The organism is Streptomyces barringtoniae, assembly GCF_020819595.1.
GTDB classification, from domain to species: Bacteria; Actinomycetota; Actinomycetes; order Streptomycetales; family Streptomycetaceae; genus Streptomyces; species Streptomyces barringtoniae.
This window is the reverse complement of sequence record NZ_JAJHNP010000028.1, coordinates 55,933-78,810: the sequence shown is the minus strand read 5'-3', so window position 1 is coordinate 78,810 and position 22,878 is coordinate 55,933. Positions and strand designations below refer to the sequence as shown.

The 22,878-nt window shown below is 67.7% G+C and carries 16 protein-coding genes and 1 pseudogene; 11 read left to right on the top strand and 6 right to left on the bottom strand.

What is annotated here, in order from left to right:
* The first annotated feature begins 2 nt into the window (after nucleotides 1–2).
* On the top strand, nucleotides 3–1,382 hold the full coding sequence (locus tag LMU33_RS36560; RefSeq protein ID WP_228625579.1) for a cytochrome P450: 1,380 nt from the start codon (nucleotides 3–5) through the stop codon (nucleotides 1,380–1,382).
* Between the two features lie 27 nt (nucleotides 1,383–1,409).
* On the opposite strand, the gene LMU33_RS36555 is transcribed toward LMU33_RS36560, so the two are convergent.
* On the bottom strand, nucleotides 1,410–2,672 hold the full coding sequence (locus LMU33_RS36555) for a phthiocerol/phthiodiolone dimycocerosyl transferase family protein (protein WP_228625577.1): 1,263 nt from the start codon (nucleotides 2,670–2,672) through the stop codon (nucleotides 1,410–1,412).
* 307 nt (nucleotides 2,673–2,979) lie between these two features.
* On the opposite strand from LMU33_RS36555, the gene LMU33_RS36550 reads away from it, so the two are divergent.
* The 6 genes from LMU33_RS36550 to LMU33_RS36525 all read left to right on the top strand — a co-directional run bounded on the left by LMU33_RS36550 (nucleotide 2,980) and on the right by LMU33_RS36525 (nucleotide 8,713).
* Complete coding sequence (locus tag LMU33_RS36550; protein WP_071384597.1) at nucleotides 2,980–4,416, top strand: cytochrome P450; 1,437 nt, start codon at nucleotides 2,980–2,982, stop codon at nucleotides 4,414–4,416.
* Entirely contained in the window at nucleotides 4,413–5,054 is a 642-nt protein-coding gene (locus tag LMU33_RS36545; protein ID WP_071384598.1) for an ATP-binding cassette domain-containing protein, read from the top strand. Before LMU33_RS36550 ends, LMU33_RS36545 begins: the two co-directional genes overlap by 4 nt.
* A complete protein-coding gene (locus LMU33_RS36540; RefSeq protein ID WP_071384599.1) occupies nucleotides 5,051–5,851 on the top strand; it encodes a hypothetical protein in 801 nt (266 codons plus the stop codon). The genes LMU33_RS36545 and LMU33_RS36540 overlap by 4 nt, the downstream gene beginning before the upstream one ends.
* Before the next feature lie 115 nt (nucleotides 5,852–5,966).
* Nucleotides 5,967–6,230 (top strand): hypothetical protein, encoded by a 264-nt coding sequence (locus LMU33_RS36535; protein WP_228625575.1) that lies wholly within the window; start codon nucleotides 5,967–5,969, stop codon nucleotides 6,228–6,230.
* On the top strand, nucleotides 6,197–6,988 hold the full coding sequence (locus tag LMU33_RS36530) for an IS110 family RNA-guided transposase (protein ID WP_228625574.1): 792 nt from the start codon (nucleotides 6,197–6,199) through the stop codon (nucleotides 6,986–6,988). The genes LMU33_RS36535 and LMU33_RS36530 overlap by 34 nt, the downstream gene beginning before the upstream one ends.
* A gap of 348 nt (nucleotides 6,989–7,336) precedes the next feature.
* The gene (locus LMU33_RS36525; protein ID WP_228625572.1) at nucleotides 7,337–8,713 is read left to right on the top strand and encodes an IS1380 family transposase; all 1,377 of its coding nucleotides are present in this window, start codon (nucleotides 7,337–7,339) and stop codon (nucleotides 8,711–8,713) included.
* A gap of 678 nt (nucleotides 8,714–9,391) precedes the next feature.
* Here the strand turns inward: LMU33_RS36525 and LMU33_RS36520 are convergent.
* Together LMU33_RS36520 and LMU33_RS36515 are read right to left on the bottom strand one after the other, a co-directional pair.
* Nucleotides 9,392–10,035 (bottom strand): annotated as a pseudogene (locus LMU33_RS36520) (IS6 family transposase).
* A 111-nt stretch (nucleotides 10,036–10,146) separates the two neighbouring features.
* The gene (locus LMU33_RS36515; protein ID WP_228625570.1) at nucleotides 10,147–10,830 is read right to left on the bottom strand and encodes a rhomboid-like protein; all 684 of its coding nucleotides are present in this window, start codon (nucleotides 10,828–10,830) and stop codon (nucleotides 10,147–10,149) included.
* 113 nt (nucleotides 10,831–10,943) lie between these two features.
* Here LMU33_RS36515 and LMU33_RS36510 point away from each other — a divergent pair, with 113 nt between their 5' ends.
* From LMU33_RS36510 to LMU33_RS36495, 4 genes are all read left to right on the top strand, one after another.
* The gene (locus tag LMU33_RS36510) at nucleotides 10,944–12,149 is read left to right on the top strand and encodes a sensor histidine kinase (protein WP_228625567.1); all 1,206 of its coding nucleotides are present in this window, start codon (nucleotides 10,944–10,946) and stop codon (nucleotides 12,147–12,149) included.
* Complete coding sequence (locus tag LMU33_RS36505) at nucleotides 12,146–12,832, top strand: response regulator (RefSeq protein ID WP_228625565.1); 687 nt, start codon at nucleotides 12,146–12,148, stop codon at nucleotides 12,830–12,832. The genes LMU33_RS36510 and LMU33_RS36505 overlap by 4 nt, the downstream gene beginning before the upstream one ends.
* Before the next feature lie 539 nt (nucleotides 12,833–13,371).
* On the top strand, nucleotides 13,372–14,370 hold the full coding sequence (locus LMU33_RS36500) for a M48 family metallopeptidase (protein WP_228625563.1): 999 nt from the start codon (nucleotides 13,372–13,374) through the stop codon (nucleotides 14,368–14,370).
* A gap of 273 nt (nucleotides 14,371–14,643) precedes the next feature.
* Nucleotides 14,644–14,850, top strand: coding sequence for a hypothetical protein (locus LMU33_RS36495; RefSeq protein ID WP_228625561.1), 207 nt, complete (start codon nucleotides 14,644–14,646; stop codon nucleotides 14,848–14,850).
* A gap of 768 nt (nucleotides 14,851–15,618) precedes the next feature.
* Here LMU33_RS36495 and LMU33_RS36490 read toward each other — a convergent pair.
* The 3 genes from LMU33_RS36490 to LMU33_RS36480 form a co-directional block, all read right to left on the bottom strand.
* Nucleotides 15,619–15,885 (bottom strand): hypothetical protein, encoded by a 267-nt coding sequence (locus LMU33_RS36490; RefSeq protein WP_228625559.1) that lies wholly within the window; start codon nucleotides 15,883–15,885, stop codon nucleotides 15,619–15,621.
* 414 nt (nucleotides 15,886–16,299) lie between these two features.
* A complete protein-coding gene (locus LMU33_RS36485; RefSeq protein WP_228625557.1) occupies nucleotides 16,300–16,656 on the bottom strand; it encodes a hypothetical protein in 357 nt (118 codons plus the stop codon).
* On the bottom strand, nucleotides 16,653–22,754 hold the full coding sequence (locus LMU33_RS36480) for an RHS repeat-associated core domain-containing protein (protein ID WP_308280835.1): 6,102 nt from the start codon (nucleotides 22,752–22,754) through the stop codon (nucleotides 16,653–16,655). Before LMU33_RS36480 ends, LMU33_RS36485 begins: the two co-directional genes overlap by 4 nt.
* Nucleotides 22,755–22,878 lie beyond the last annotated feature (124 nt).

Here is a 22,878-nt window from a genome sequence, read left to right as displayed (position 1 = left end):
CGATGACGACGACAAGCCTCCCGGCCTCCCACGTTTCCGCCCCGCGCGCACCCGGTGCCCTGCCCGGCGTGGGCCACTTGCGGCAGTTGCTCGTCGACCCGACCCGGTTTCTGACCCGTCTGCCGTCCTATGGCGATCTGGTGGAGATCCGGCTCGGCCCCCGCCCCACCTACGTGGTCTGCAGCCCCGAACTGGTCCGCGAGATCCTCGTGAGCCGCCACCGCGACTTCGACAAGGGTGGCCCCTTCTTCGACAACATTTCCGTGTTCTTCGGAGACGGCCTGGCGACCTGTCCCAATGCCAAGCACACTCGGCTGCGCCGATTTACCCAGCCCGCCTTCCACCCGAGCAAGCTCCCGGGGTACGCAGAGCTCGCAGGCCGCGAGATCACGGCTGTCACCCGGGAGTGGCGCGAGGGACAGGTCCTGGACGTGCGCCGGCTGATGCAGGAACTCGCCATGAGGATCACCGTCTCGACGATGCTGGCGTCGTGGTTCGCCGACGCCGGTGCGGACGCCGACACGGTCCGCCGCACGCTGGGTGACGTGGACGTCCTGGTCAGCGGCGCGTTCCTGCGCATGGTCGCGCCCGGCATCGCCCGCCTGCCGTTGCCGGCCAACCGGCGCTACGCACAGGCCCGGGACTCCTTGTACGCGCACATCGACGCCACCGTCGCCGCCTACCGCCGCGCCGGTGGCGACCAGGGCGACCTACTGTCCATGTTCCTGGCCGAGGACGGCGACGGAACCGCGCTGTCGGACACGGAAGTACGCGAGCAGGTGATGACCATGTTCATCGCCGGAATCAGTACGACCGCCGCCATGCTCGCCTGGACCTTGCACTACCTCTCGTTGGACGACGGCCTCGACGCGGCCGTGGCGGCCGAGGCACACAAGGTCTGCGGCGGCGGGCCCGCCCGGCACGAGCACCTTCCACAGCTACCGACCCTGATGGCCGTGGTGACCGAGGCCTTCCGGATCAGGCCCTCCGCCTGGCTGTTCAGCAGGACCGCCGTCACCGACACGTCCTTGGGCCGCCACCGCGTGCCGGACGGTGCCGACATCCTGATCAGCCCGTACATCATTCACCATCGGCCCGATCTCTTCCCCGAGCCCGACCGGTTCGACCCCGGGCGCTGGAGTAGCGACGGACGCAACTGGGCCAACGCCGAGCGGGCGATGGCGCTGGTGCCTTTCGGGACCGGGTCCCGTAAGTGCATCGGACACGACTTCACCGTCATGAACGTCATGCTGTCCCTGGCGTCCGTCCTGGCCGACTGGAAGCTCACCCCCGCCACGTCCCGCCCGGTCACCCTCATCGGGCGCAGCATCATCGAACCCCGCAACCTCGACCTGCGGCTGTACCGCCGACAGGTTTCCTAGCAGGGATTGCGCCGCTGTCCACCGCGCCTACTCGCACAGCGCGCGGTGGACAGCCTCCTCGATGGCGTCGGCCAGGTCGGCGGCCTGCCGCGCGGTGAACCAGTCCGCGGACATGACCAGGGTGATGTCGAGACCCGCCGTGTCGTCCTGACTGCCGGTGAGAAAGACCGAGGGCAGGGGGCCAGGGGGAAGGGCACACCCGTCGATGGGGCCGGACCTCAAGCCCGGGGGAAGCTGGAGCGGCGGGGTCTTCGTCATCAGGTTGCTGACCAGGACACTGATCGGAGCGTGCGCCACTTCGTCCATCAGCTCGCCGGTCGCGGCGATGGCCTTCTGCACCGTGTTGTCCAGGACAGCTTCGCGCAGTTGCTCCAGCACACGGCGTCCGATGTCGGCCGGATGGCATTCGGGCCCCACCTCGACCACGGCGTGCGAGGCGGTGGCGGCCAGCACCATCTCGTGCGGAGACATGGGGGGCCTGAGCCGCCGCCGGAGATCCAGAGTGGACAAGCATGTCATGGGGGCGGTTTCGTCCGGGCAAGGTGTCTGCGAGTGGACCGCCCGCAGGGCGATGCCGCAGGCCAGCGCATGCCAACTCGTGCGTGCCGCCTTGGCCACTCGCGTCAGTTGATCGACGGACCCGGCAGACAGCCGCACCTGCCGCCGGTGGACGCCGGCTTGCGCTCCCGTGCCGGCTCCGGCCGCGAGGGCGGGGATGCACGCGGGGACGAGATCCCGCATCTTCGCCGAGCGGTCCCTCAGGAAGACGCTCAGCTCCTCAGCGGAAAACCGGGCGCGGAAGTGTTCCTCGACGGGGCGGGGCAACCCGACGGTAGGGGGCGGCAGCACAGGTGTACGGCCGGTGACGCGGGCGCTGTAGCTGCGCCACAGGGTGTGCAGCAGCATCAGCGCGCTGACACCGTCACTAATGGCATGGTGAACCGACAGGGCCAACCGATAGCGGTCCTCCGTCTCCTCGGTCACCACGGCCCTGAACAATGGTGTGTCCGGCGCGTAGGGCGCTCCGACCTGGTCGATGCCGTCGGTCACCTGCAGACGCGGGCCCGGCGCCGACGGGTCCAGCCGCAGCAGGTGGCCCGGGTCCGCGGCCACGATCCGTGCGGACAGTACGGGGTGCAGGACGAGCAGGTCCTCCACTGCGGAGGCCAGAGCGTCGAGGTCGAGCCGGCCGTGCAGCCGCTGGCTGAAGTGGATCGGCGTACCGAACGAGGCGAAGGCCGTCTCGCTGGCCGCGAGCGGGCGTTCCTCCACCACGGTGGCGTCGGTCAAGATGCTCTCCTTACAGCGTCCGCGGGCCGGCGCCTTGGTCAGGGCCCAGGCCGATACGGTCGGTGCCCGCGCCATGATCGTGGTGTGCTGTCGGGGCTCACCGCAATGCGGGCTGCTCCCGGTTCACTCCGTCGGGTTCTTCCCCCGTCAACAGTGCCGGGCGCACTTCAGTCGAACGGCTCAAAGACCCACTCGGACGGCGGAGAAGCCCACCAAACAGAGCCGGTCCGGCTCCGCATTGGTTAGACACGTTTCCGGACAGCGGCCGCTGCCGCCCCCAGCCCGTGCGCAAGGAGCCCATTCCCCCATGAGCAGCACACGATCCGACTTCCGATTCGCGCACGCTCCGGGCGCGTTGCCGGGACTGGGGCATGCACTGCGCATCTGGAGAACACCGCTGTCCTTCCTCTGCTCCCTGCCGTCCCAGGGAGATCTCGTACGCCTCCGACTCGGACGGCAGCCCGTCTATGTGGTCTGCCATCCGGAGCTGGCCGACCAGGTGCTGCGGGACTCCCACACGTTCCCCAAAGGGGGCCTGGGATACACCCAGACACGCACGCTCCTCGGCGACGGCCTCTTCACGTGCCCGAACGCCGAGCACAAGCGGACACGACGGCTGCTCCAGCCACCGTTCCAGCGCACCCGCGTCGCCGATTACATCCCCGCCATGGTCGAGACGGCGGACGCGGTGACCGGGGCCTGGCGATCCGGCGTTCCGTGCGACGTGATGCGCGAGATGACAGCCGTGGCCGCGATGATCGGCGTGCGCACGATGTTTGCCGCGGAGATCACGGAGCACTACCGCGACGAGACCCAGGCCTGCATCGGGGAGATCATCGGCGGGATCCACCACGAGGTGCTCACCTCCGCGCTCGGAGTGCGGTGGCTGTTCCCCCACCGCACCCGCCGCTTCCACCGGACGCTGGCCAGGTACGAGCAGATCATCGACGCAGTGATCCTCGCCTACCGCCGCTCCGGCGAGGACCACCCGGACATCCTCTCCATGCTTATGACGGCACGCGACGACGCCGGGGAGCCGATGAGCGACCGCGAGGTGCGCGACAACGTCATCACCATGTTCACCGCAGCGACAGCAGCGGGTCGCGCCAGCGCCATGGTGTGGGCCCTGCACCTGCTCGACCGCCACCCGGACATCGCCCGTCGTGTCCGGCACGAGATCGACTCCGTCCTGGGAGACGAACCACCGGACATTGCGGCGCTACAACGCCTGGAACTCACCCGGCAGGTCGTCCTGGAGACACTGCGGCTGTATCCGCACGGCTGGCTCATCCCTCGCAGCGTCTCCACTCCCGTCGAACTGGCCGGGCAGATCCTGCCGCCCGGCACCAACCTGCTCGTCAGCCCGTACCAGCTACACCGCCAACCACGTCTCTTCCCCGACCCCGAGCGGTTCGACCCCGACCGGTGGGCAACCGAAGACCCCGGCCCCCGCGAGGCGTACATCCCGTTCGGCAACGGATCCCGCAAGTGCCTCGGAGAGGCCTTCGCACTCACCGAGATCGTCGTCGTCCTCGCCCGGGTCCTCCAGAGCTGGACCCTGCACGGGCAAACCGCCTCCTCGCGCCCCGCGGTCCCTCGCGTCAACACGCTGCTGGAGGCACCGCCCCTGGTCATGACGCCGCAGCCACGTACCTCCCGCAGCAAGCAGGTGAACAGGCCCGCACAGACCCGCTCACCCGGCGGCGCGGACGCGCGGACGTACAGCGAAGAAGGGAACTCGTGACCGTCTCCCCACCCACGGCCACCCGCACCGCACTCAGCGCGCGGGGCATTCACAAGGCATTCGGCAAACACGTCGTACTGGCCGACGTCGACCTCACCATCCGTTCCGGTGAGACCGTCGGCGTCGTCGGGGAGAACGGCGCCGGCAAGACCACCCTCCTGCGCATCCTGTGCGGTGACCTACGCCCGGACAAGGGCACCGTCACGGTCGACGGCACGCTCAGCCATTGCCCCCAACACCCCGTTCTCAACAACGCCCTCACACCGTTCCAGCACCTTCGCCTGTTCCAGGAAGCCTTCCGCCTCCCCAACCTCGAACCTGCCCACGCGCTGATCGACCGGCTCGCCTTCGCCGGCCATCTCCACCGTCCCGTCAGAGTCCTCAGCGGCGGCACACGGCAGAAGCTCAGCCTCGTCCTCGCCCTCATGCACGAACCCGACGTGGTGCTGCTGGACGAGCCCTATCAAGGCTTCGACTGGCAGACCTACCTGGCCTTCTGGGACCTCGCCGCCGCCCGCCGTGCGGCCGGGCGCACCACCGTCGTCATCTCCCACCTCGCCTACGACATCGACCGTCTGGACGCCGTCATCCAACTCAGTCACAAAGCGGCCGTCAGGACCAAGGGAGCCAGCCGGTGAGGGCCTACCGCATCGCGGCCCGCTACAACCTGGCCGAACTCGCCAAGAACACACTCGCCGCCCTCCTGCTGGCCGTCCTCCTCCCGCTGTGGATCCTCGCCGCACCGCAAATCTTCGCGCCCGCCTCGCTGACCTTCCGGCTCCGCGCGACCGGTCGGACACTCACGGCCTCAACGGACCAGGTGGGTATGATCCATGGTTGCCTCGGCATCGTCATGCTCCTGATGGCCTTCCTCACCTTCAGCGCCGCCCGTCAGTCCGGCCCCTTCGACCGCCGGCTCACCGCCGCCGGCTACCCGCGCACCCCGCTCCTACTGGCCAAGGCGACCTCGCTGCTCTCAGCCGCCGCACTCGTCGCCCTGTACACCACCGTATGGACGCTGGCCGTATGGTCGCCCCGCCACCTGGGGTTCCTGTGGCTCGGACTGTTCACCGCGAGCCTGGTCTACGGAACACTCGGACTCGTCCTCGCGCTCTTCCTTCCCGGCGAACTCGAGGGCATGGTCGTCATCTTCGTCACCAGCAACCTCGACCTGCTGCCACAAAGCCCCCTGGTCAACCCCGACCCGCATGGGTTCCTGGGCCCCCTCCTGCCCATGTACGGCTCCACACAGACCTGCCTCGCCGCTGGACTCGCCACCACGACCCCACTCCGGGCCGTAGCCGCAAGCCTCACCTGGACAGGGACCCTCACCCTCATCGCCCTCCTCGCCTTCTGGATCCGCACCCGCGAGCGGCACTTGGTGACCCTTGACGCTAGCCTCGCGCTTTCACGCGGCAGGGCGTCCAGTGGTTGATCAGAAACGCGGAGAGTGCTCCTGACCTGACCCTATGAGGGCGGGGGCTTCCCCGCCGGGTGCGTTCGGAGCACCCTATTGGTGGGGGAGCCGAGTCGGGGTCGGGCGGCCCACGATGCAGGCTTACGTAGGGATCGATGTGCATCGCCGCCGGTCGCAGATCGCCGTGATGGACGAGGGCGGCCGGACGGCGGTGAACCGCAACGTCGTCAACGGACGCGAGACGGTGCTGGGCGTGATCGGCGATCTGCCGGTGGGCACGCCGGTGGCGTTCGAGGCGGCGCTCGGCTGGGGCTGGCTGATCGAGCTGCTCCAGGACTACGGCTTCGAGCCACACATGGCCCGTTGCAGTGCAAGGCGATCGCCTCGGCCCGGCTGAAGAACGACAAGGTCGACGCGGCCACCCTGGCCCATCTGCTGCGCACGGATCTTCTGCCCGAGGCATGGATCGCTCCCGCAGCAATACGCGAGCAGCGGGCCGTGCTGCGCCACCGCGCCCAGCTCGTGCGGCTGCGGACCTTGCTGCGCAACCGCATCCACGCGGTCCTCGCCGACTACGGCTGTGAGCGCATGGGCAGCGCCCGGAACTGCTGGAGTGGCACGGGCCGCGCCTGGCTGGCACAGCTGCCGCTGGCGGACACCGCCCGCGGCGCGGTCGCCGACCGGCTGGAGGTCATCGACGCACTGCAGGTGGTCATCGACCGGCTGGATGCCGCGCTCGCCCAGGCGGCGAAGGCGGATCCGCGGGTCAAGGCGCTAACCGCGCTGCCCGGCATCGGCCCGCTCACCGCCATGGTCATCGTGGCGGAGATCGGCGACATCCGCCGGTTCCCCTCGGCCCGCAAGCTCGCCTCGTGGGCCGGGCTCACGCCCACGCTCCGCGGCTCGGACCGCACCGTGCGCTACGGGCACATCTCCAAGCAGGGCGACCCGTGGCTGCGCCGGATCATGAACCAGGCCGCGCAGACCGCCAAGCGCATCCCGCCCTACGCCGCGTGTTTCGAGCAGATCGCCCACCGCCGCGGCCGGAAGATCACCACCGTCGCGGTCGCCCGCAAGCTCCTCACCCACGCCTACTACATGCTGCGCGACCTCGACGCCGCGCAGCAGCCGAAGGAGCCGTGCACCACGGCATGACGACCACCCCTGAAGGACGGGACGACAAGCCCCGGGCGAGCTCGCATCGCTGCATGAGCCGGCCACGCCGCGCTCGTTGACCTGAATGTCAGCCCGGCCCCCGAAGCAAGGTCATGATCCGGCCCGGCCGGCCGGGATCGAATGGGTGCGTGCGAGTCCCCTCCGCACGACCAGCGCCCGGGGGACCACGGCCCAACACGCCAGTCCACAGCCGTGGCCAACCCGGCACGGGCCCCGCAGCTCGCACCGGGCCGGGGCATCGTGCGCCTTGACAGCCCCCGCCCTCATGGGTGCAACGATGAGACTTGTCTAGGGTCCAGGTCGTCGCGTGAAAGAAGCACTCTCCAGGTGAAGAAGCGTATCGGGTCCTACCCGCGTGTCCGCGTCGAGGGCGGCGGTCGCGGGGTCGTCTCGCGGGCCGGGGCCGTGCTGCTGGTCGAGACGGTCCGCAAGTCCGGTCTGGATCAGGCGATATCGGCGGCATTGGCGCCGTGGCGCAAGCCGCGGGCGGTGCATGATCCGGGCAAGATCCTGCTGGACGTGGCGCTCGCGGTGGCACTCGGCGGGGACTGCCTGGCCGATGTGGGCACGTTGCGGGCCGAGCCGGCCGTGTTCGGGCCGGTGGCCTCCGACCCCACGGTCTCCCGGCTGATCAGCACGCTGGCGTCGGGCGGACAGCGGGTCCTGGCCGCGCTGCGCACCGCCCGTGCCGAAGTACGCGAACACGTCTGGCGGTTGGCCGGGGAAGCGGCGCCGGACGCGGACGGGCAGGTGATCGTGGACATCGACGGGGTCCTCGTCCTGGCCCACTCCGAGAAGCAGGACGCAGCCGCGACCTGGAAGAAGCCGTTCGGGCACCACCCGCTGATGGGATTCGTCGACCACGGCTGCGGCGGGTCCGGTGAGCCGGTCGTGGGCCTGCTGCGGCCCGGCAACGCGGGCTCCAACACCGCCACCGACCACATCGAGGCGACCAGGCTGGCCCTGGCCCAGCTGCCCAAACGGCTCCGACGCGGCCGGCAGACGCTGATCCGTACCGACTCCGGCGGCGGCACCCACGAGTTCGTCGCCTGGCTCGCCCAGCGCGGAAGGTGGCTGTCGTACTCGGTCGGCATGACCATCACCGACGCCGTCCACCAGGCCGTCCTGAAGGTCCCGGCCTCGGCCTGGACACCGGCCGTGGAACCCGACGGCGACATCCGCGACGGCGCCTGGGTCGCCGAACTCGCCGGCGACTGCCTGACCGGCTGGCCCAACGGGCTGCGGCTGATTGTGCGCAAGGAACGGCCGCACCCCGGTGCCCAACTGCGCTTCACCGACGCCGACGGCATGCGCCTTACCTGCTTTGCCACCAACACGGCGGGCGAGGCGATCGCCACCCTTGAACTGCGCCACCGCCAGCGTGCCCGTGCCGAGGACCGCATCCGCGCCGCCCGCGCCACCGGCCTGCTCAACCTTCCCCTCCACGACGCCGCGCAGAACCAGATCTGGCTGGAGATCATCCAGATCGCCCTGGACCTGCTCGCCTGGATGCCCCTGCTCGCCCTGACCGGCAAAGCCCGCCTGTGGGAGCCCCGCCGCCTGCGGCTTCGGCTGTTCTCCACCGCCGCCCAGCTCATCACCACCGGCCGCCGCCGCATCCTCCGCCTGGCCAGGCACTGGCCCTGGACCGACGTGATCACCGATGCCCTGGACCGGCTCCACGCCCTCCCGAACCCCGGCTGACCAGTACCTTCCCATCCCTGCGAGCAGCATCACTCCGACCGGAGCCGTGGAACCCGGCGCACACCCGACGCGACAACCGGGCCATCAGCCTGCCCACACTCCGAAAACCCCCACCAACACTCACCACAAAGGCTCCGTCAGCAAGCTGACGCTCCCTCATGAACGATCGAGGTTAGCGCAGAGTCCACGGCTCCTTGGCAATGCGAAGCCTCCTGGACCGCAGGGGGTGGGGCTTTACCCTTCACGCAGTTCGCATGGGTCCGGCTGTCGTCGGACGGTATGCACCATCGCTGAGAAGTGGTCGACGGTCCCCCTGAGCCCCCAAGGAGGGCGTTGAGCGGGGCTCACCTTGCGGGATGCCGTCAGGGGAGCCAGGGCGTGTGCAAGGTGGAGAGTTGACGGGACGTCGCGCGGCGTTCGGCGAGGGTGAAGAGCAGGGCCGTGATGCGCAGGAGGCCGGCCAGTTGGTCATGGCTTCATACGTTGCGCCGCCCCCGCCGCCCTGGGCCGGGTGGACGGGGTACCGCCCAGGCGCTCGATCCCCCTGGGGGTAGCGGCGTAGAAGGTCTCGCTGTCGTTGTTGTTACCGCCACCGTCGACGAGGGGTCGTCAAGTTGTTGGTCTGGTGGCTGGTTGAGGGTGTGTCGGGGTGTGGCAGATGCGGTTTCCGCCTGTGGCTCAGGCCGTGGTGGGCATGCCCGTGGTGCCGGTGATCGCGTTCCAGGTCTCGAAGCGGTGGTGCCTCTCGGTGCGGTACTCAGCGGCGGTGAGCATGTGACGAGGTCGGAGGTGCGGTGAGATCTCACTGAAGACGGACAGGAACTTCTGGGCTGATCGGGCCGTGCGGAAGCCCTTCATGGCGCGTTCACGCTGCCTCGCCGTCTGGTGGCTGTTCTCGGCCCTGTTGTTGAGGCCCTTGTGGGCACGTGCTCGGCCGAGCGCATGAGCTCGCGATGCGCCACGGGGCAGGAGCGCATCTTGTCCGTGACCAGCACCCTGGGCACCCGGCGCGGCTTCTTCATGAGCTGGGCCATGAACCGCTTCGCGGCCTTCGCGTCCGACCTGGACTGGACCAGAATGTCCAGTAAGTACCCCGCCTGGTCCACCGCGTTCCACAGGTACTGCCGCACCCTGTTGATCTTGATGAACACCTCGTCAAGGTGCCACTTGTCGCGGGCCTGCGGACGACGGCGGCGCAGGGCGGCCGCGTACCGGGGGCCGAACTTCCCGCACCACTGCCGGACCCCTTCGTGGGAGTCGATGACCCCGCGCGCGAGCAGCAGCTCCTCCACCTCATACAGCCACACCGCATGGGCGGTGATGTCCGCCGGGAACCTGAATCCCTTCTACGACGCCGCCGCTCCGGTCCCCACAGCCAGCCCTCCGCGGTGCTCAACAGACCCGGCGATCATCCCAGCACCAAGGCCCCCAGCTCAAGTTGACAATGCCCGACCATTGGTACGCTCCTCGGTCTGAAGCGGCGCTGCGCGTGCCGTCAGTCGGTGCAGGTAGCGGTTGGCGTCGGATGACCGCAGACCCCATGCCAGCAGCATCCCGGTGGACAGTGCTGTCACGTGGCCAACGGGAGTGACCCCCAGCGTGGTCAGGCCGCTCGTGATGTGCGGTGCACGCACCGCGAGCGCGGCGAGCGCGGTCCATCGGTGCCACCGCCGGGCCCCCGCTACCGCCACGGCGGCCAGGGCCGAGACGATCACGTAGGACGGGCCGACGTCCAGCGCCGCACGCAGCGCCGGGTCTGCTTGGCCCGCCGCGATCCGTGCTGCCAGCAGCCCTTCGCTCACCAGTGTGCCGAGGACTTGGCCGGCCGCAATCAGCGCGACCGCCCGCATGTTGCCGAACCGGATGACGAGAAACGCCAGTATGGCCCCGACGAAGGCGATGCTGCGCAGACAGGCCCAGGGATCGGCGCCGAACAGGAAGGCGGAGGTGATGAGCGCCTCCACAGGATGATCACCCATATTGGCCAGGTTGGTCGATGCCCAGGCGTTCACCGCGTGATCACCGCCGTACGTCAGGGACGACGCGGCGGCGAGCAGGGCGAAGCCCCAGGGCACAGGGGAAAGCCATCGGCGGGCGGGCGTCCGGGAGAGATCCATGTGGCCGACCCTGGCAGAGGGTGCCCGCCCCGCGGATCTGACCACGGAATGACCGGCTGATCTCTATCCCTGGACAGAGGAGGATGATCGCCCTCCCGGCTAGGGTCGGATGCATGCGAGTCATGATGGTGAGGCATGACGCGGCGTCCCGTGCCAGGAAACTGACGCCGAATCAGCTGATCGCGCTGGATGTGCTTTTGGCCATGGTCGTGATGGCGTCGAACGTCTTGTGGTGGACGCTTGGCACGCATCGCACGGGCTGGCCGGCATGGCAGACCGTGCTGACGGGCTCGTTGGGCGTGGCCGTCGCCCTCCGGCGGCTGCTGCCACTGCCTGCACTGGCGGTGGGGTCGGTGGTGATGGCCGCCGACGGCGCGCTCAGCCTGACGGGGGTGCTGGCGACGGCCTTGCTGGTATACGGGGTGGCGGTCGCCCGACCCGCGCGTGTCGCGGTGTACGCGTGCGTGGTGGCAGGCGCCGCACAACTCGCCTTGATGATCCCCATGCAGGGCATAACAGGGCACGACTACTGGGGGTGGCCGGGGATGAGCCAAAGCCTCATCGTCGAGGCCGCCGCCTGGGCGATCGGATGGTCCACCAGACAGGGCCGCGCCTACACCCGAGGCCTGGTCGAGCAGGCCGAAGAGCGGGCACAGCTCCTCCTCGTCGAGGAACGCATGCGCATCGCACGGGAGTTGCATGATGTCGTCGCGCACAGCCTGAGCATCGTCGCGGTCCAGGCGAGCGTCGGCCACCACGTCATCGGCAGCCGACCCGACGAGGCCGCGAAATCCCTCTCCGCGATCGAGACGACGAGCAGGGAAGCCCTGGGAGAGCTGCGTTCACTGCTAGGTGTCCTGCGCGATGACGACGGTGCCGAATGGCTGCCCGGCGGCCTCGACGACCTAAACACACTCATCGAACAGACCCGACGGGCCGGCGTCCAGGTCGACTTGACGACCAGCGGTCACCCGCACGCCCTGCCCCGAGGTCTGGACCGCGCCGCCTACCGCATCGCGCAGGAAGCACTGACCAACGTCGTCAAGCATGCCCGCACCAGCCACGCCCGGGCGACGGTCGCCTACGCGCCGGGCGAGGTCGCTCTCACGGTCGTCGATGCCGGCGTCGGCCGCACGTCCACCCCGATCACCGAGGGCCACGGCCTGACCGGCATGAAGGAACGCGCCGCCCTCTACGGCGGCGAGGTTCACGCGGGCCCGCTCTCGCCGCACGGCTTTCGCGTCGCCGCCCGGCTGCCGTACGCCGTGGACGAGCGAACAGCCCAGTTCCCCGTGGGCGCCGATCTGGAGGGCGCATGACGGTGCGGGTCGTCGTGGTGGACGACGAGACGCTGGTGCGTGCCGGGTTCCGTGTGCTGCTCGAGTCGGAAAACGATCTCCAGGTCGTCGGCGAGGCGGCCGACGGAACCGAGGCGGTCAAGGTGATCCGCGAACTGCGCCCCGATGTAGCCCTGATGGACATCCGGATGCCCGGGCTCAATGGCATCGAGGCCATCCGCGCGCTGTTCGGCGGCCCGTCTCCGGTGCCCGTCCACGTTCTGGTGCTCACCACCTTCGACCTGGACGAGTACGTCTTCGAGGCACTCCGCGCAGGCGCCGCGGGCTTCCTCCTCAAGGACACTCCACCCGCACGCCTGATCGACGCCGTGCGGGTGATCGCCACCGGGGAGTCGTTGCTGTCACCCGGCGTCACCCGCAGGCTCATCGAGACCTACGTCCGCCGCCCCGGCTACACAGGCCCGGTCACCCACGCCCTGGATGGTGTGACCGGCCGCGAGCGTGACGTGCTGGGTCTGATCGCACGTGGCCTGTCCAACAACGAAATCGCAGCCGAGCTGTATCTGACCGTTGGCACGGTCAAGACCCACGTCAGCCGTCTGCTGACAAAGCTGGGGGCCAGGGACCGGGCCCAACTCGTCATCGCCGCCTACGAAAGCGGACTGGCCAGTACTTGGGGTGCACGACCTCGCGGCGGACGATGATCCGCAGCCGGGGGCCAGCCGGTCAGCTCGAGCAGGTTGGTGATCTCCACCAGGGCGGCCCCCTTGCAAGGATATCCGGAGGCGTACAGCTCGCTACTCCAGGAACTGACCCAGCAGGAGCAACAGCCAGCGTGCAAACCGGCCGAAAACGCAGAGAAGGCCCGTACCCCCTACGAAACTGCAGGGACGCATCGGCGCGGCCCCACGGCTGCCTAGGCTGACACAACCCGGGCGAGCGCACCCCTATCCCCGTCCCACGCTGCACGAGGGTCCCGGCCGGTGAACCGTTCGGAACCCTCGTGCGGTCGTGCTCAGCGGGCCGCGAGTCTCTTCGGCTGCGCAGACAGGCTCATCGTGTGGCGGTCTCACCCATCTGCTCGGGAACCCACGGCACGGGAGGTGCCCGGAGTGGTTGATCGGGGACCAGCGAGCCCGCCTCAAGGTCGGACTCTCGCAAGGAGTCCACGCGGGTTCGGATCCTGCCCTCTCCGCCCATGCAACACCGCGCTCCCGGGCAACTGCCCGGAGAGCGCCGGCCAATGTCGAGGGCAGGTCAGTTGCTGCAGGTGTCGAGCGGGTGGGGCGGCGCCGGCATGGTGGTGGGTCTGGTGTTCCTGGTGCTGGCCTGGGTGCTCGCCCCGAGGGTTCGTCACCTGGCCGACGACCGGCCCGTGCTGTTCCGGGCCGACGCGCCCGAACTGTTCGCCCTGGTGGATGAGGTGGCGCGGGCGGTCGGCACCCGAAGCGTGCACGCGATCGCCGTGGACGGGAGCATCAACGCCGGCGTCATGACGTACGGTGTGCGCGGTCGGCGGCTGCTGGTGCTGGGCATGCCGCTGTGGGAGGTCCTGACACCCGGGGAGCGGATCGCGCTGCTCGGCCACGAGCTGGCCCCCTATGCCAACGGCGACACCCGCAACGGCCTGGCGGTGGGCACGGCGGTGCGGACCCTGTCCCTCTGGCACCACACCCTCGGGCCGCTTCCGCACCCGTCCGTGATCGAGATGGTTGTCAATGCTCTCTACGTGGTGCCACGCCTGCTGGTCCGGGGGGTGCTGGTGCTGCTCGTCCGGCTGACGTCGCGGGCCGGGATGCGGGCCGAGTACCTCGCCGACCGGCTGGCCGCCCGCACCGCTTCCACGCAGGCGGCGGTGGGCCTCATGGACCGGTTGCTCATCACCGAGGCGCTCGGCGTCCTGCTGCGCAGCGAGGCCAACCGTGCCGCCCTCGGCGGGGCAACATCCAGCCGGGAGGCCACGGCCCAGGCCGACGAGCTGTGGGGGCTGCTCACCGCGTACGCGGCATCCGTCCCGGAGCACAAGTATGAACGGCAGCGGCGCGCCGGAGCCCGGCGCGGGCACCAGGTCGACGCCACCCATCCGCCGACCCATCTGCGGCGCGCCTGCCTGCTCGTCGGGGAGCCCGTGGCGGCGGCAGTGGTGCCGCAGGCCCGCCGGACCGAGCGCATCGCCACGGAACTCGCCGCGGCCCGCACCGAGGTGGCCCGGCGCCTGCCGAGGGACGGCCTCGGAGACTGAGGCCCTCGCGGGCTCCCTGCCACATCTGGGGCCTCGCGTTCGGATCACCCGCCAGCCGCCCCTGCATCTGGCACTGCTGTGGCACGGTGACCCCTTCGTCCCGAACTATGGGCGGGGAGGTCACTGAGGTCTGTCAGGCGTGTCAGCCGACTGCTTAGGTCTGGTGGTGGTCGGTCGTGGGTGCGCAGGTCGCTGCACTTCGCTGCTGTACCGAACCCCGAGGCCGTCCGCTCGGGACAGCATGACGGCCAGCTCTTGCGCGACCATGAGCGTATGGAATCGTGGACGATCAAACACTTCTCCCAGTCCAACCCGGCGGGAACCGGGCAGGATGACGTGCCCGCGCTTCTACGCCGAGTCGCAGACTCCATCGAAAGCCTCGGCTCGGTTGAGGTTCAGGATCTCGTCATGCATACGGAGATCACTGCGGACGGCCCTTGGCCGAGCCTCACGGTGTACTTCCACGACGCCGAAGACTGATCCGGACTTCACCCGGAGCGCTTTGCACTTCGTCCGCTTCCTTATCAGGTCGATCATCGTGGGCTCTCGACACTGGAAGTCGGCAGTCTTGCGGCGTGGAAGTGGTCGGTAGGGTCCGCCTCGGTCTGCATTCGTTCGCCGCTGTTGGTGTCGGCCGTTGATGTCAGACACCCGTGGCCCATTTGACGGTTGTCCTAGATAGGGAGTAGCGGCGCCACTCAGTCGCCGTTGTCGGCACGACGAGCCTTAGCGAACGCTCCGCGCCGGACCTGAAGCACCGCACCAAGCACGATCAGCCCCATAGCCACGGCGGAAAGAGCCGCCGTCGCTCCGGAAGAGAAGCCGAGGAGTTTGGGTCCTCCGTCCAAGACGAAGCCGCCACCCATCGCTGTCCAACCCCAACCAGCCCAAGGCGACCGCGCATACACCGCCGCAGTCCCTCGGCCGCTCAAGGTGAACACGCCCATGACTACGAAAAAGCAGCCGGCACCCAACATGCTCCACGCTGACATAGCACCCCTCCGCGGGAAGACTACGGCACGGGTGGAACGGCTTTGAGCTGCGGGCCTGGCGGTGTCGTAGAGCACCAGTTTGGAAGATCGCGTACGTGGATGGGCGCTGACCTGGCAAAGCTGTGGCCTGGGGATCTCCTGGGTCTTTGCCGACGTACCCCCTTGCTCCCCGCAGCGCGCCATCTGACCGGGCACGCGGGGGACACGCGCATCCTCCTTCACTCCATCGTTGAGCCTGAGGGGTTGGATGATGTCGCTACCGGGGGGTGAGCTTCACTTGAACACCGCCGATGGTCGAAGCCCATGCTTGACCGCTCTCCAGCACTTTCGCGCCCTCATCCAGTATTTGGATCTTCATGGCATCGGCCGATGTCTTCAGCTCCTGCCACGGTCGATCGGAGTCGAAGGCGCGTCGTGATCGCGCCACTGAGATGTCCAGTGCTCGGATAGCAGCGTCAACGTCAGCCGCTTCCTCGCCCGCACTGCCGACGCCCTCGAGTGACCAGTCCAGCCACAAGCTCATGTACTTACGTTCCCACGGCAGCCTTACGGTGACGAGTTCGGATGATCCCTCCATGCCTCGCCACGGCCTCCACCACTTATCCCAGCTCCCATCCCGTACGCGTCGACCCACACACCGTGGAGCAGGCGTGGTTCCTGGCGTCCAGGTGGAGCGCGCCACTGTACGAACGATCTGGACGCCAGGGGAAAGCTCTCCGCATAGCCCCGGCCATACCGCTGAACGACTGGGCCGACAGCACGTAGTCGAGGTTAGCTCCGGTCGGCCGAGGACGCAGGCACCCGGGCACGTCGGCGGTCAAGCACCCACATCGGCGTCCTGGCCTACGCTCCCGCCTTCATGTTCACTGTCTCAGTTGACAGGAGAAAGCCCCGCCTCAATTAGGCGGGGCTTTCTCCTGTCAATCTCGCACAGTCCTCAGGCGAGGGACTTTTCTCTCTCCTCGGCGTACAGGGCCGCCGCCCATGGCTCCCCGTCCGTCAGAGCGTCCCAGAACCCAGCCTGCTCCCACGCCGTGGGCCCGAACGTCACGCCCCCCTCGACACCGATCGATACCGACCAGTTCGAGGGAATCCGACCGTCGGTCACGACGAAGAGACGCGAATTGAAAAGGCCGGGCAGCTCGTCTCGTATTGATTCGATCCGGAGGAGGTTCTCACCATCGGCCCTGGAGAATACTTCCAGGACGCTATACTCCCGATTCTCCCTAAGAGTGCCTGCTCCGAGGGTCACCGCTTTCGGATGTCCGCTCAGCCCCTTGAAGAGGACTTTCATTTCTCGTCCGTACCTATCGCGCGAGGGAACTTTGCCTTGTAGTCGTAGTAGAGAACTTCCCCAGTCTCGTTGTTGCGGTAAAAATGAACTTCGAAGTTCATTCCATTAGGTGCTTGATGCCTGGCTGTGCTCCACTTGCCCCACTTGCCGACACCACCTCTGGCCTCGAGCTCCGCAATCACTGCCGGGTTCTCCATTTTTTCTCCCGGTTGGATCATACGGGACTCCTTGAGGGCCTCCTCAGTGAGATCACCGTCCTTGGTGAACGGCGAGTTAGCCGACATCCAGCGGAGGTCTTCTCGCAATCTGTTGGCGTTGACTATGTTGTGGGCGCTGTCTGCTCCCTTGACCGCCGTTGCTGCTACTCCTGCGCCGGCGCCTGCGGTCAGTGTGGTCCCACTCCCGGCCGCATCACCGGAAAGGAGATCAGCGGCGCCTTCGGCACAGGCGGCAGCTGCGGCCAGGCAGGCTGTGATGCCTTCTGCCGCCACCGGCGCGGCGGCGACGGCCAGCCCCACCACGGTCACGATGCCCAGAAGAACTTTCTGCAGTGTGGAGAGTTTTCCACGGTCGATCCAGTCGTCATGGGCAGTTGGATCGTAGTTGGGGTTGGTTCCCATCGCCCAGCCGTGGAACACCGTTTCCTTCGGCTTCGGTTTGGGCCCTGCCATGAACACCACACGGACTGACACGTCTTGTCCAACGGTGGAGACCGTGGCGGTCAGTGTGCCGGAAACACCCTTGATGGTGGTCTTCGACGAGTAGGTGGCGGTGGAGTGGTAGGTCCATCCGCCCTTGCCGTTGGGCTCAAGGTGATCGTAGTAGGTGCCGCCCTTGCCGTTGCTGCAACCGTACTCGCAGGCCGTGATCGGGCGGAGCCCACTGGGGTCGGATGCGGTGACGGGCGTGTTGTTGGCGTAGGAGTATCCGTTCAACGACTCATGGTCGTCGGCTTCGAATACAGGATCGACGGACAAGAACCGACCGGTGACCGGGTCGTACTCCCGCGCGCCGACGTGTGTGAGCCCCGTGCTGGCATCGGTGGGTTTGCCAAGGAATCCCTTGTCATCTGGCCACGCGGTTGATGTGCTGCCTCGAGCCTCACCGAAGGGCTCCGTGTAACGGCGTGTGATCTGCTGAGTCGCCGCGTCCACGACCATGCTGGCGGTGCCGTGATGGTCGTCCACGATCCAGTACAAGCCGGTGTTCGTGCGCAGCGCGGTGCCGTTGCCGGTGCCGTAGTAGCGCTGGGCGGTGAACTTCTTGGCCGCAGGATCGTAGTGGAGCTCCTGGCCCGGAAGGTACAGCACCGTCTCGGACGGTCCTTGGCGGACGAGCAGTTCGCCGTCGGCGTCATAGAGATAGCTGGTGGTCTTGCCGTTCTCGGTGAGCGACGCCAGGTCGCCCTCGGTGTTCCAGACCAGGGTCTGATCGCCCGAGGCGCCGGGACGGCGGGTCGTGTTGCCCTGGTCGTCGTACTTGTATGAGGTGGTGGTGCCGCCCGTCGTGGTGGACGTCAAGGTGTGCGGTTGGCCGGCGCCCTTGTCGTCGACCGGTGGATAGGTGTAATTGGTCTTGGTGTCACCCGAGGCCGTGTGAACGGTCTGGGTGTCACGCATTCCACCGGCTGTGTAGGTCCAGGAGTTCCAGTACGGAGCCGGGCCGCCCAGGGCCGTTACCGAGCGGTCGGCGGAGCAGTCGCCGGATGCTGGGGTCCAGGCTTCGGTCAGGCGCTGGTGACCGTCGTAGGTGAAGCACTGGTTGTCGGGGGAGCCTGCCTTTTGCTTGACCGACAGGACGTTGCCGCTGTCGTCGTAGGTGTAGTCGACGTCGCTGGTGTAGCCGGTGTTGGTCTGGTCAAGCGTGTGGTTGTTCAGCAGGCGCCGGGTGCCGTCCTCGTACCGGTTCGCGACCTGGAACTGCTTGGCGGTCGAAGAGGTGCCCAGGGTGGTCAGCTGCGGTTCGCCGTACTGGGTATAGCCGACGCTGCGGATGTAGTCGGTGCTGCCCGAGACGGTGTTGACCAGGCCGAGGTCGTTGTAGGTGTAGGCGATCGTCTCGGTCGGCAGGCCGCCGGCGGCGGGCAGGATGGTGTTGTTGACCGTCCCGTCGAGGTTGTAAGCCGTGGTTGTGGTGAAGGTCTGTGGTGCGCCGGCCTGCACCAGCGGGTCCGACGCCGCGAGTACGGTCTTGATGGTCGTGGGTTGATAGAGGTTGTTGTAGCCGGTGATCTGAGTGGCGTAAATGCGGCCTGTGGTTCCGCCGACGTAACGGATGGAGGAGGACAGCTGTCCCTTGGCAACCGAGTCGTAAGTGAGTTTGGTCAGCTGGTGGGCAGCGTCCTTGACACTGTCCCATGTGCCGGTCTTGCGGCCGAGTTCGTCGTAGTCGGTGATGAGGGTCTGTGACTTGCCGTCCTTGGTGACCGTCGTGGTCAGGGGCTGGTCGGCGTCGTCGTAGGTGATGTTGGTGGTGCCCTTGTCCGGATCGGTGCTTTCGATGTCCCGGCCGCGGATGTCGTACTTGTGGCTCCAGACCGCGCCGTCAGGGCCGGTCACGGTGTCGACCTGGCCGCCGGGCGTGTATGTGTACTTGGTGCGGGTGTAATCGCTGCCGGTCGGGGTCGGGCCAGCGTATTCGCGGCGTTCTGTGACGCGGCCGCGGGCGTCCTTGATGGTGAGAGTGCCTGAGCCGCCCTTGGCTGCGGTGACTGCGACCTGGTCGCCTTGGTCGTCGGTCTTGGTGCGCCAGCGTTCCTGGCCGTTGACCCGGAAGATGGTGTCCGTCGGGCGTCCGGCGCCGTCGTAGACGGTCTCGGTGGAGGCCGGCACGGATCCGGGGAGTGTGTTGGCCAGCGCGCTGGTCGGGCTGTTGTTGTCGTAGACCTGGTCGTTCTTGAGGTAGGCCAGCCCGCGGTCGTCGTAGAGCGTTTCTGAGATGACGCGGCCGCCGCCGGGCGCGGGGCCCTGCTTCTGCCTTTCTCGCAGGAGTGCGTCGTAGATCTCGTATGAGGTGGTGTATGTCTTGCCGTCGGCCTTGAGGGTGTCGGTCCGGACCCAGGCGGCTTTGTCCTTGGTAAGGCTGTAGGTGTAGACGAGGCTGGCTGCGTCGTTCAGGGCGCGCGCTCGGTTGGGCTTCCAGATCGCGGTGACGCGGCCGAGGGCGTCGAACTGCCACTCGGTGACCTTGCCGTTGGGGTCGGTTTGCTTGGTCGCCTGGCCCCAGGCCGGGTCGACGTCCTTGGTGACGGAGTAGCCCTTGGGGTCGGTGACGGTGGTCTGGGTCAGCGGCCCGTATCCGGTGTCGTCGGGAACATAGCTGGTATGGGTCGACCGGTCGAGGGCGTCCGTGGTGGTCTCAGGGCGGCCGAGGTCGTCGTAGGTGGAGGTCGAGACCTTCTGATACGTGGGCTGGTTCTGTGGGTCGTAGCCGGAGATCCGGTACGACGAGGTCATCTCGCCCTTGGTGGGCGCCGCACCGACTGCCTGGTTGTCGTAGCCGGTGGTGACGTCGGAGATGGTGTCGTCGGGCAGATTGGGCGTCTTGTCGCAGCCCACGGCGTAGGTTTCGACGCGGGAGGAGAACTGCACGAGCCAGTCCGCGGTGTTGCGGGCGTAGGTGGTCTTGGTGCAGGTTTCGTCGCCGGTCTTCGCGGTGTCGCCCTGGTCGTCCACTCTCAGTGGCATACCGTAGGTGGTGCCGTAGGTCGTGGTGGTCTGGGTGGTACGGGTGCCGGTAGAGGTCTTGGTCCGGGTGGTGATCGTGGCCGGCTTCATGAAGTACGACTCGGTGGTACCCCAGTCGTACTTGTGATTGCCGGTCAGGTGGGACCAGGGCGTGTTGATGGTGCCGCTGACCTCCTGGCTGCCGTTGTAGGCGATGGTCTCGCGGACGAAGCCGGCGTACTGGCGGTCGTCGTCGATGCTGGTACCGGTGGAGTCGGTGACCTTCTCGACGCGCGGTGTGCCGTCCTTCTCCTTCTCGCCGTTCAGGCCTCGCATGTACAGGTTGACGATCTTGCTGGTGGGGCCGGTGTCGTCACCTGTCGTGGTGGTGACCTTGCCGTAGCCGCGCCACTGGTTCCAGGTGCGGTACTTGGCCTGGGTCAGGCCGTCGTCGTCGGAGTAGCCCCAGCCGGCGCCCCCGTCGTAGGTGTAGCGCGTCTCCTGAGTGTCGCTGCCGTAGAGGTCCTCCTGGAAGACGGAGGTGATCACGTACTTGTGGAACCAGTCCAGCTGCGGATCCGCGCCGGATTGTGACCAGTAGACGGGGAAGCAGCGCAGCGTGTTCTTGTCTTCGGAGGACGGCATGGTGGTGCCGCGGATGCACTGGGGGTCGGAGTAGTTGACGGTGAGGACGGAGCCGCTCTCGCTTGTGATCTTGCGGACCCGCCACTTGATGTAGCGGAGGGTGTCGCCGCCGCCTTCGACGTGGTTGGGCAGTTGGATGCCCTCGAAGTCAACTGTGGGCAGGCTGACCTGGGTCCCGCCGGCCTTGCCCGTGTTTTGGATGGACTTCAGCCACAGACTGGGCGAGGAGGCGTCGCCGGAGGCGGGGAAGTCGTGCTCGAGGTGCCAGTTGTCGACGTCGCGGCGGGTGGTGCCGGTGCCGGTCCACACAGAGGTGGTGACGTCGGTGAGCATGTAGCGGGTGAAGAATGACGGGCTGGTCTTGCCGGTGCAGGCAGTGCCGTCTGCGCAGATCAGGTCGAAGGGGACGTCCGGCCAGTTCTGCTTGGTGTCCTTGGTCAGGCTGGAGCAGTCGCTGGCGGTGCAGCGCTGGGCGTAGTCGAAGGAGACCTGCTGAGCGGCGGGCTTGGTGTAGAGGCTGTTGCTGCGCAGCCCGTAGTCGATCCGCTTGAGGTAGCCGCCACGGACGTAGTTGGCAGCAGGGTCATCGACGCCGTTCTTGGCGTAGTTGTTGCGTTCCCGGCCGTACCAGTAGGTCATGGCGTTGCCGTGGGTGTCGACGACGTAGTCGAGGTTCCACTTCCATGCCTGGTTGCAGCTGGAGGCGGCGAAGGTGGTGTCGTGGCAGGGTTCACCTGCGTCGTCGCCGAAGACCGGGACGGTCCAGGTGGAGTTGGTGACCGGGTCGTCGGCGTCGGTGCCGTGGTCGCTCCAGCCGGGCAGTCGGTGCTTGCCGAAGTAGTACTGGGTTCCGTCGGTGGTGGTGACCTTCCAGTACTCGCCGTTGTCGTCGCCGTTGCTGGTGTTGCCAGTCAGGTGTTCGACCTTGGTGGCGTCGTCGTTCTTCAGCTTCCAGGTGCCGCCGGCGGCCTGGGACTTCTCGGCGGTGTCGCAGGCGGTCGCGTCGTCGCAGTCGTTGACGAGTTCGGCTGCCTTGCCGTTGAGGACGAGGGTGGCGTTGGCGTACTTCCAGCACAGGTCGTTCTTGCCGTCGTTGCCGTCGTCCTTGCAGGAGCCGTATTTGCGCTCGATGTAGGACTCGGTGATGCCGAAGCCTTCGCCGACCACGGAGGTCTGGTTGTTTTCCGAGGAGGTGCGGCCGTCGACGGAGCCCGAGTTGTAGGAGATGGCGAGGTTCGGGGCCGGTCCTGCGGTGGCCGGCGGAACGCGCAGTGGGTAGTTCCAGGTGAAGTCGCCGGTGCTGCCGCCTGCTTCCCAGGTGGCCGAGGGACCGAGCGGGCTGGCGCTGAAGTCGCCGCTGGGACCGGAGGAGTCTGCGGTGGCGGCCAGCAGCATCGCAGTCTTCGTGCTGGTCGCGGAGGCGGGCAGGGTCGCGGTCACCGTCTGGGCGGCTGGGTCGTTGTGCGTGGGCAGAGGTGTCTGCTTGCGGCACTTCGCGCGACCGGGTGTGGTCAGGGCGCACTGGGGCAGTTGCACGAGGTGCAGGCGGGAGCCGTAGGAGCCGCCGTAGGCGTCCGCGAAGGAGGCGTACTTCAGGCTGAGCCGCCAGATGCCCTCCGTTGTCGTTTCGGGCTTGACGGCGATGAGAGTTCCGGGGATGCCGGCTTTGTCGGCCTGGGCGTGCTTGTAAATGTGCAGTCTCGCGGAGCCTACGGCCTGCGGCTTGCTGGCGGCGTGGACCGTCTTCTTCTCGCCGTGGGCCTGCTTGGTCTTCTTGCTACTGCTCACGGGTGTGAGCGTGATGGGTACCGAGCCTGCCTGGGCCGTAGCGGGCTTGCCTGCCGTCAGGCCTACGCGGGTGTCTGCTGCTGCGGGCCACTGGACGTGCGCGAGGTGCTGCCGTGTCTTCCTG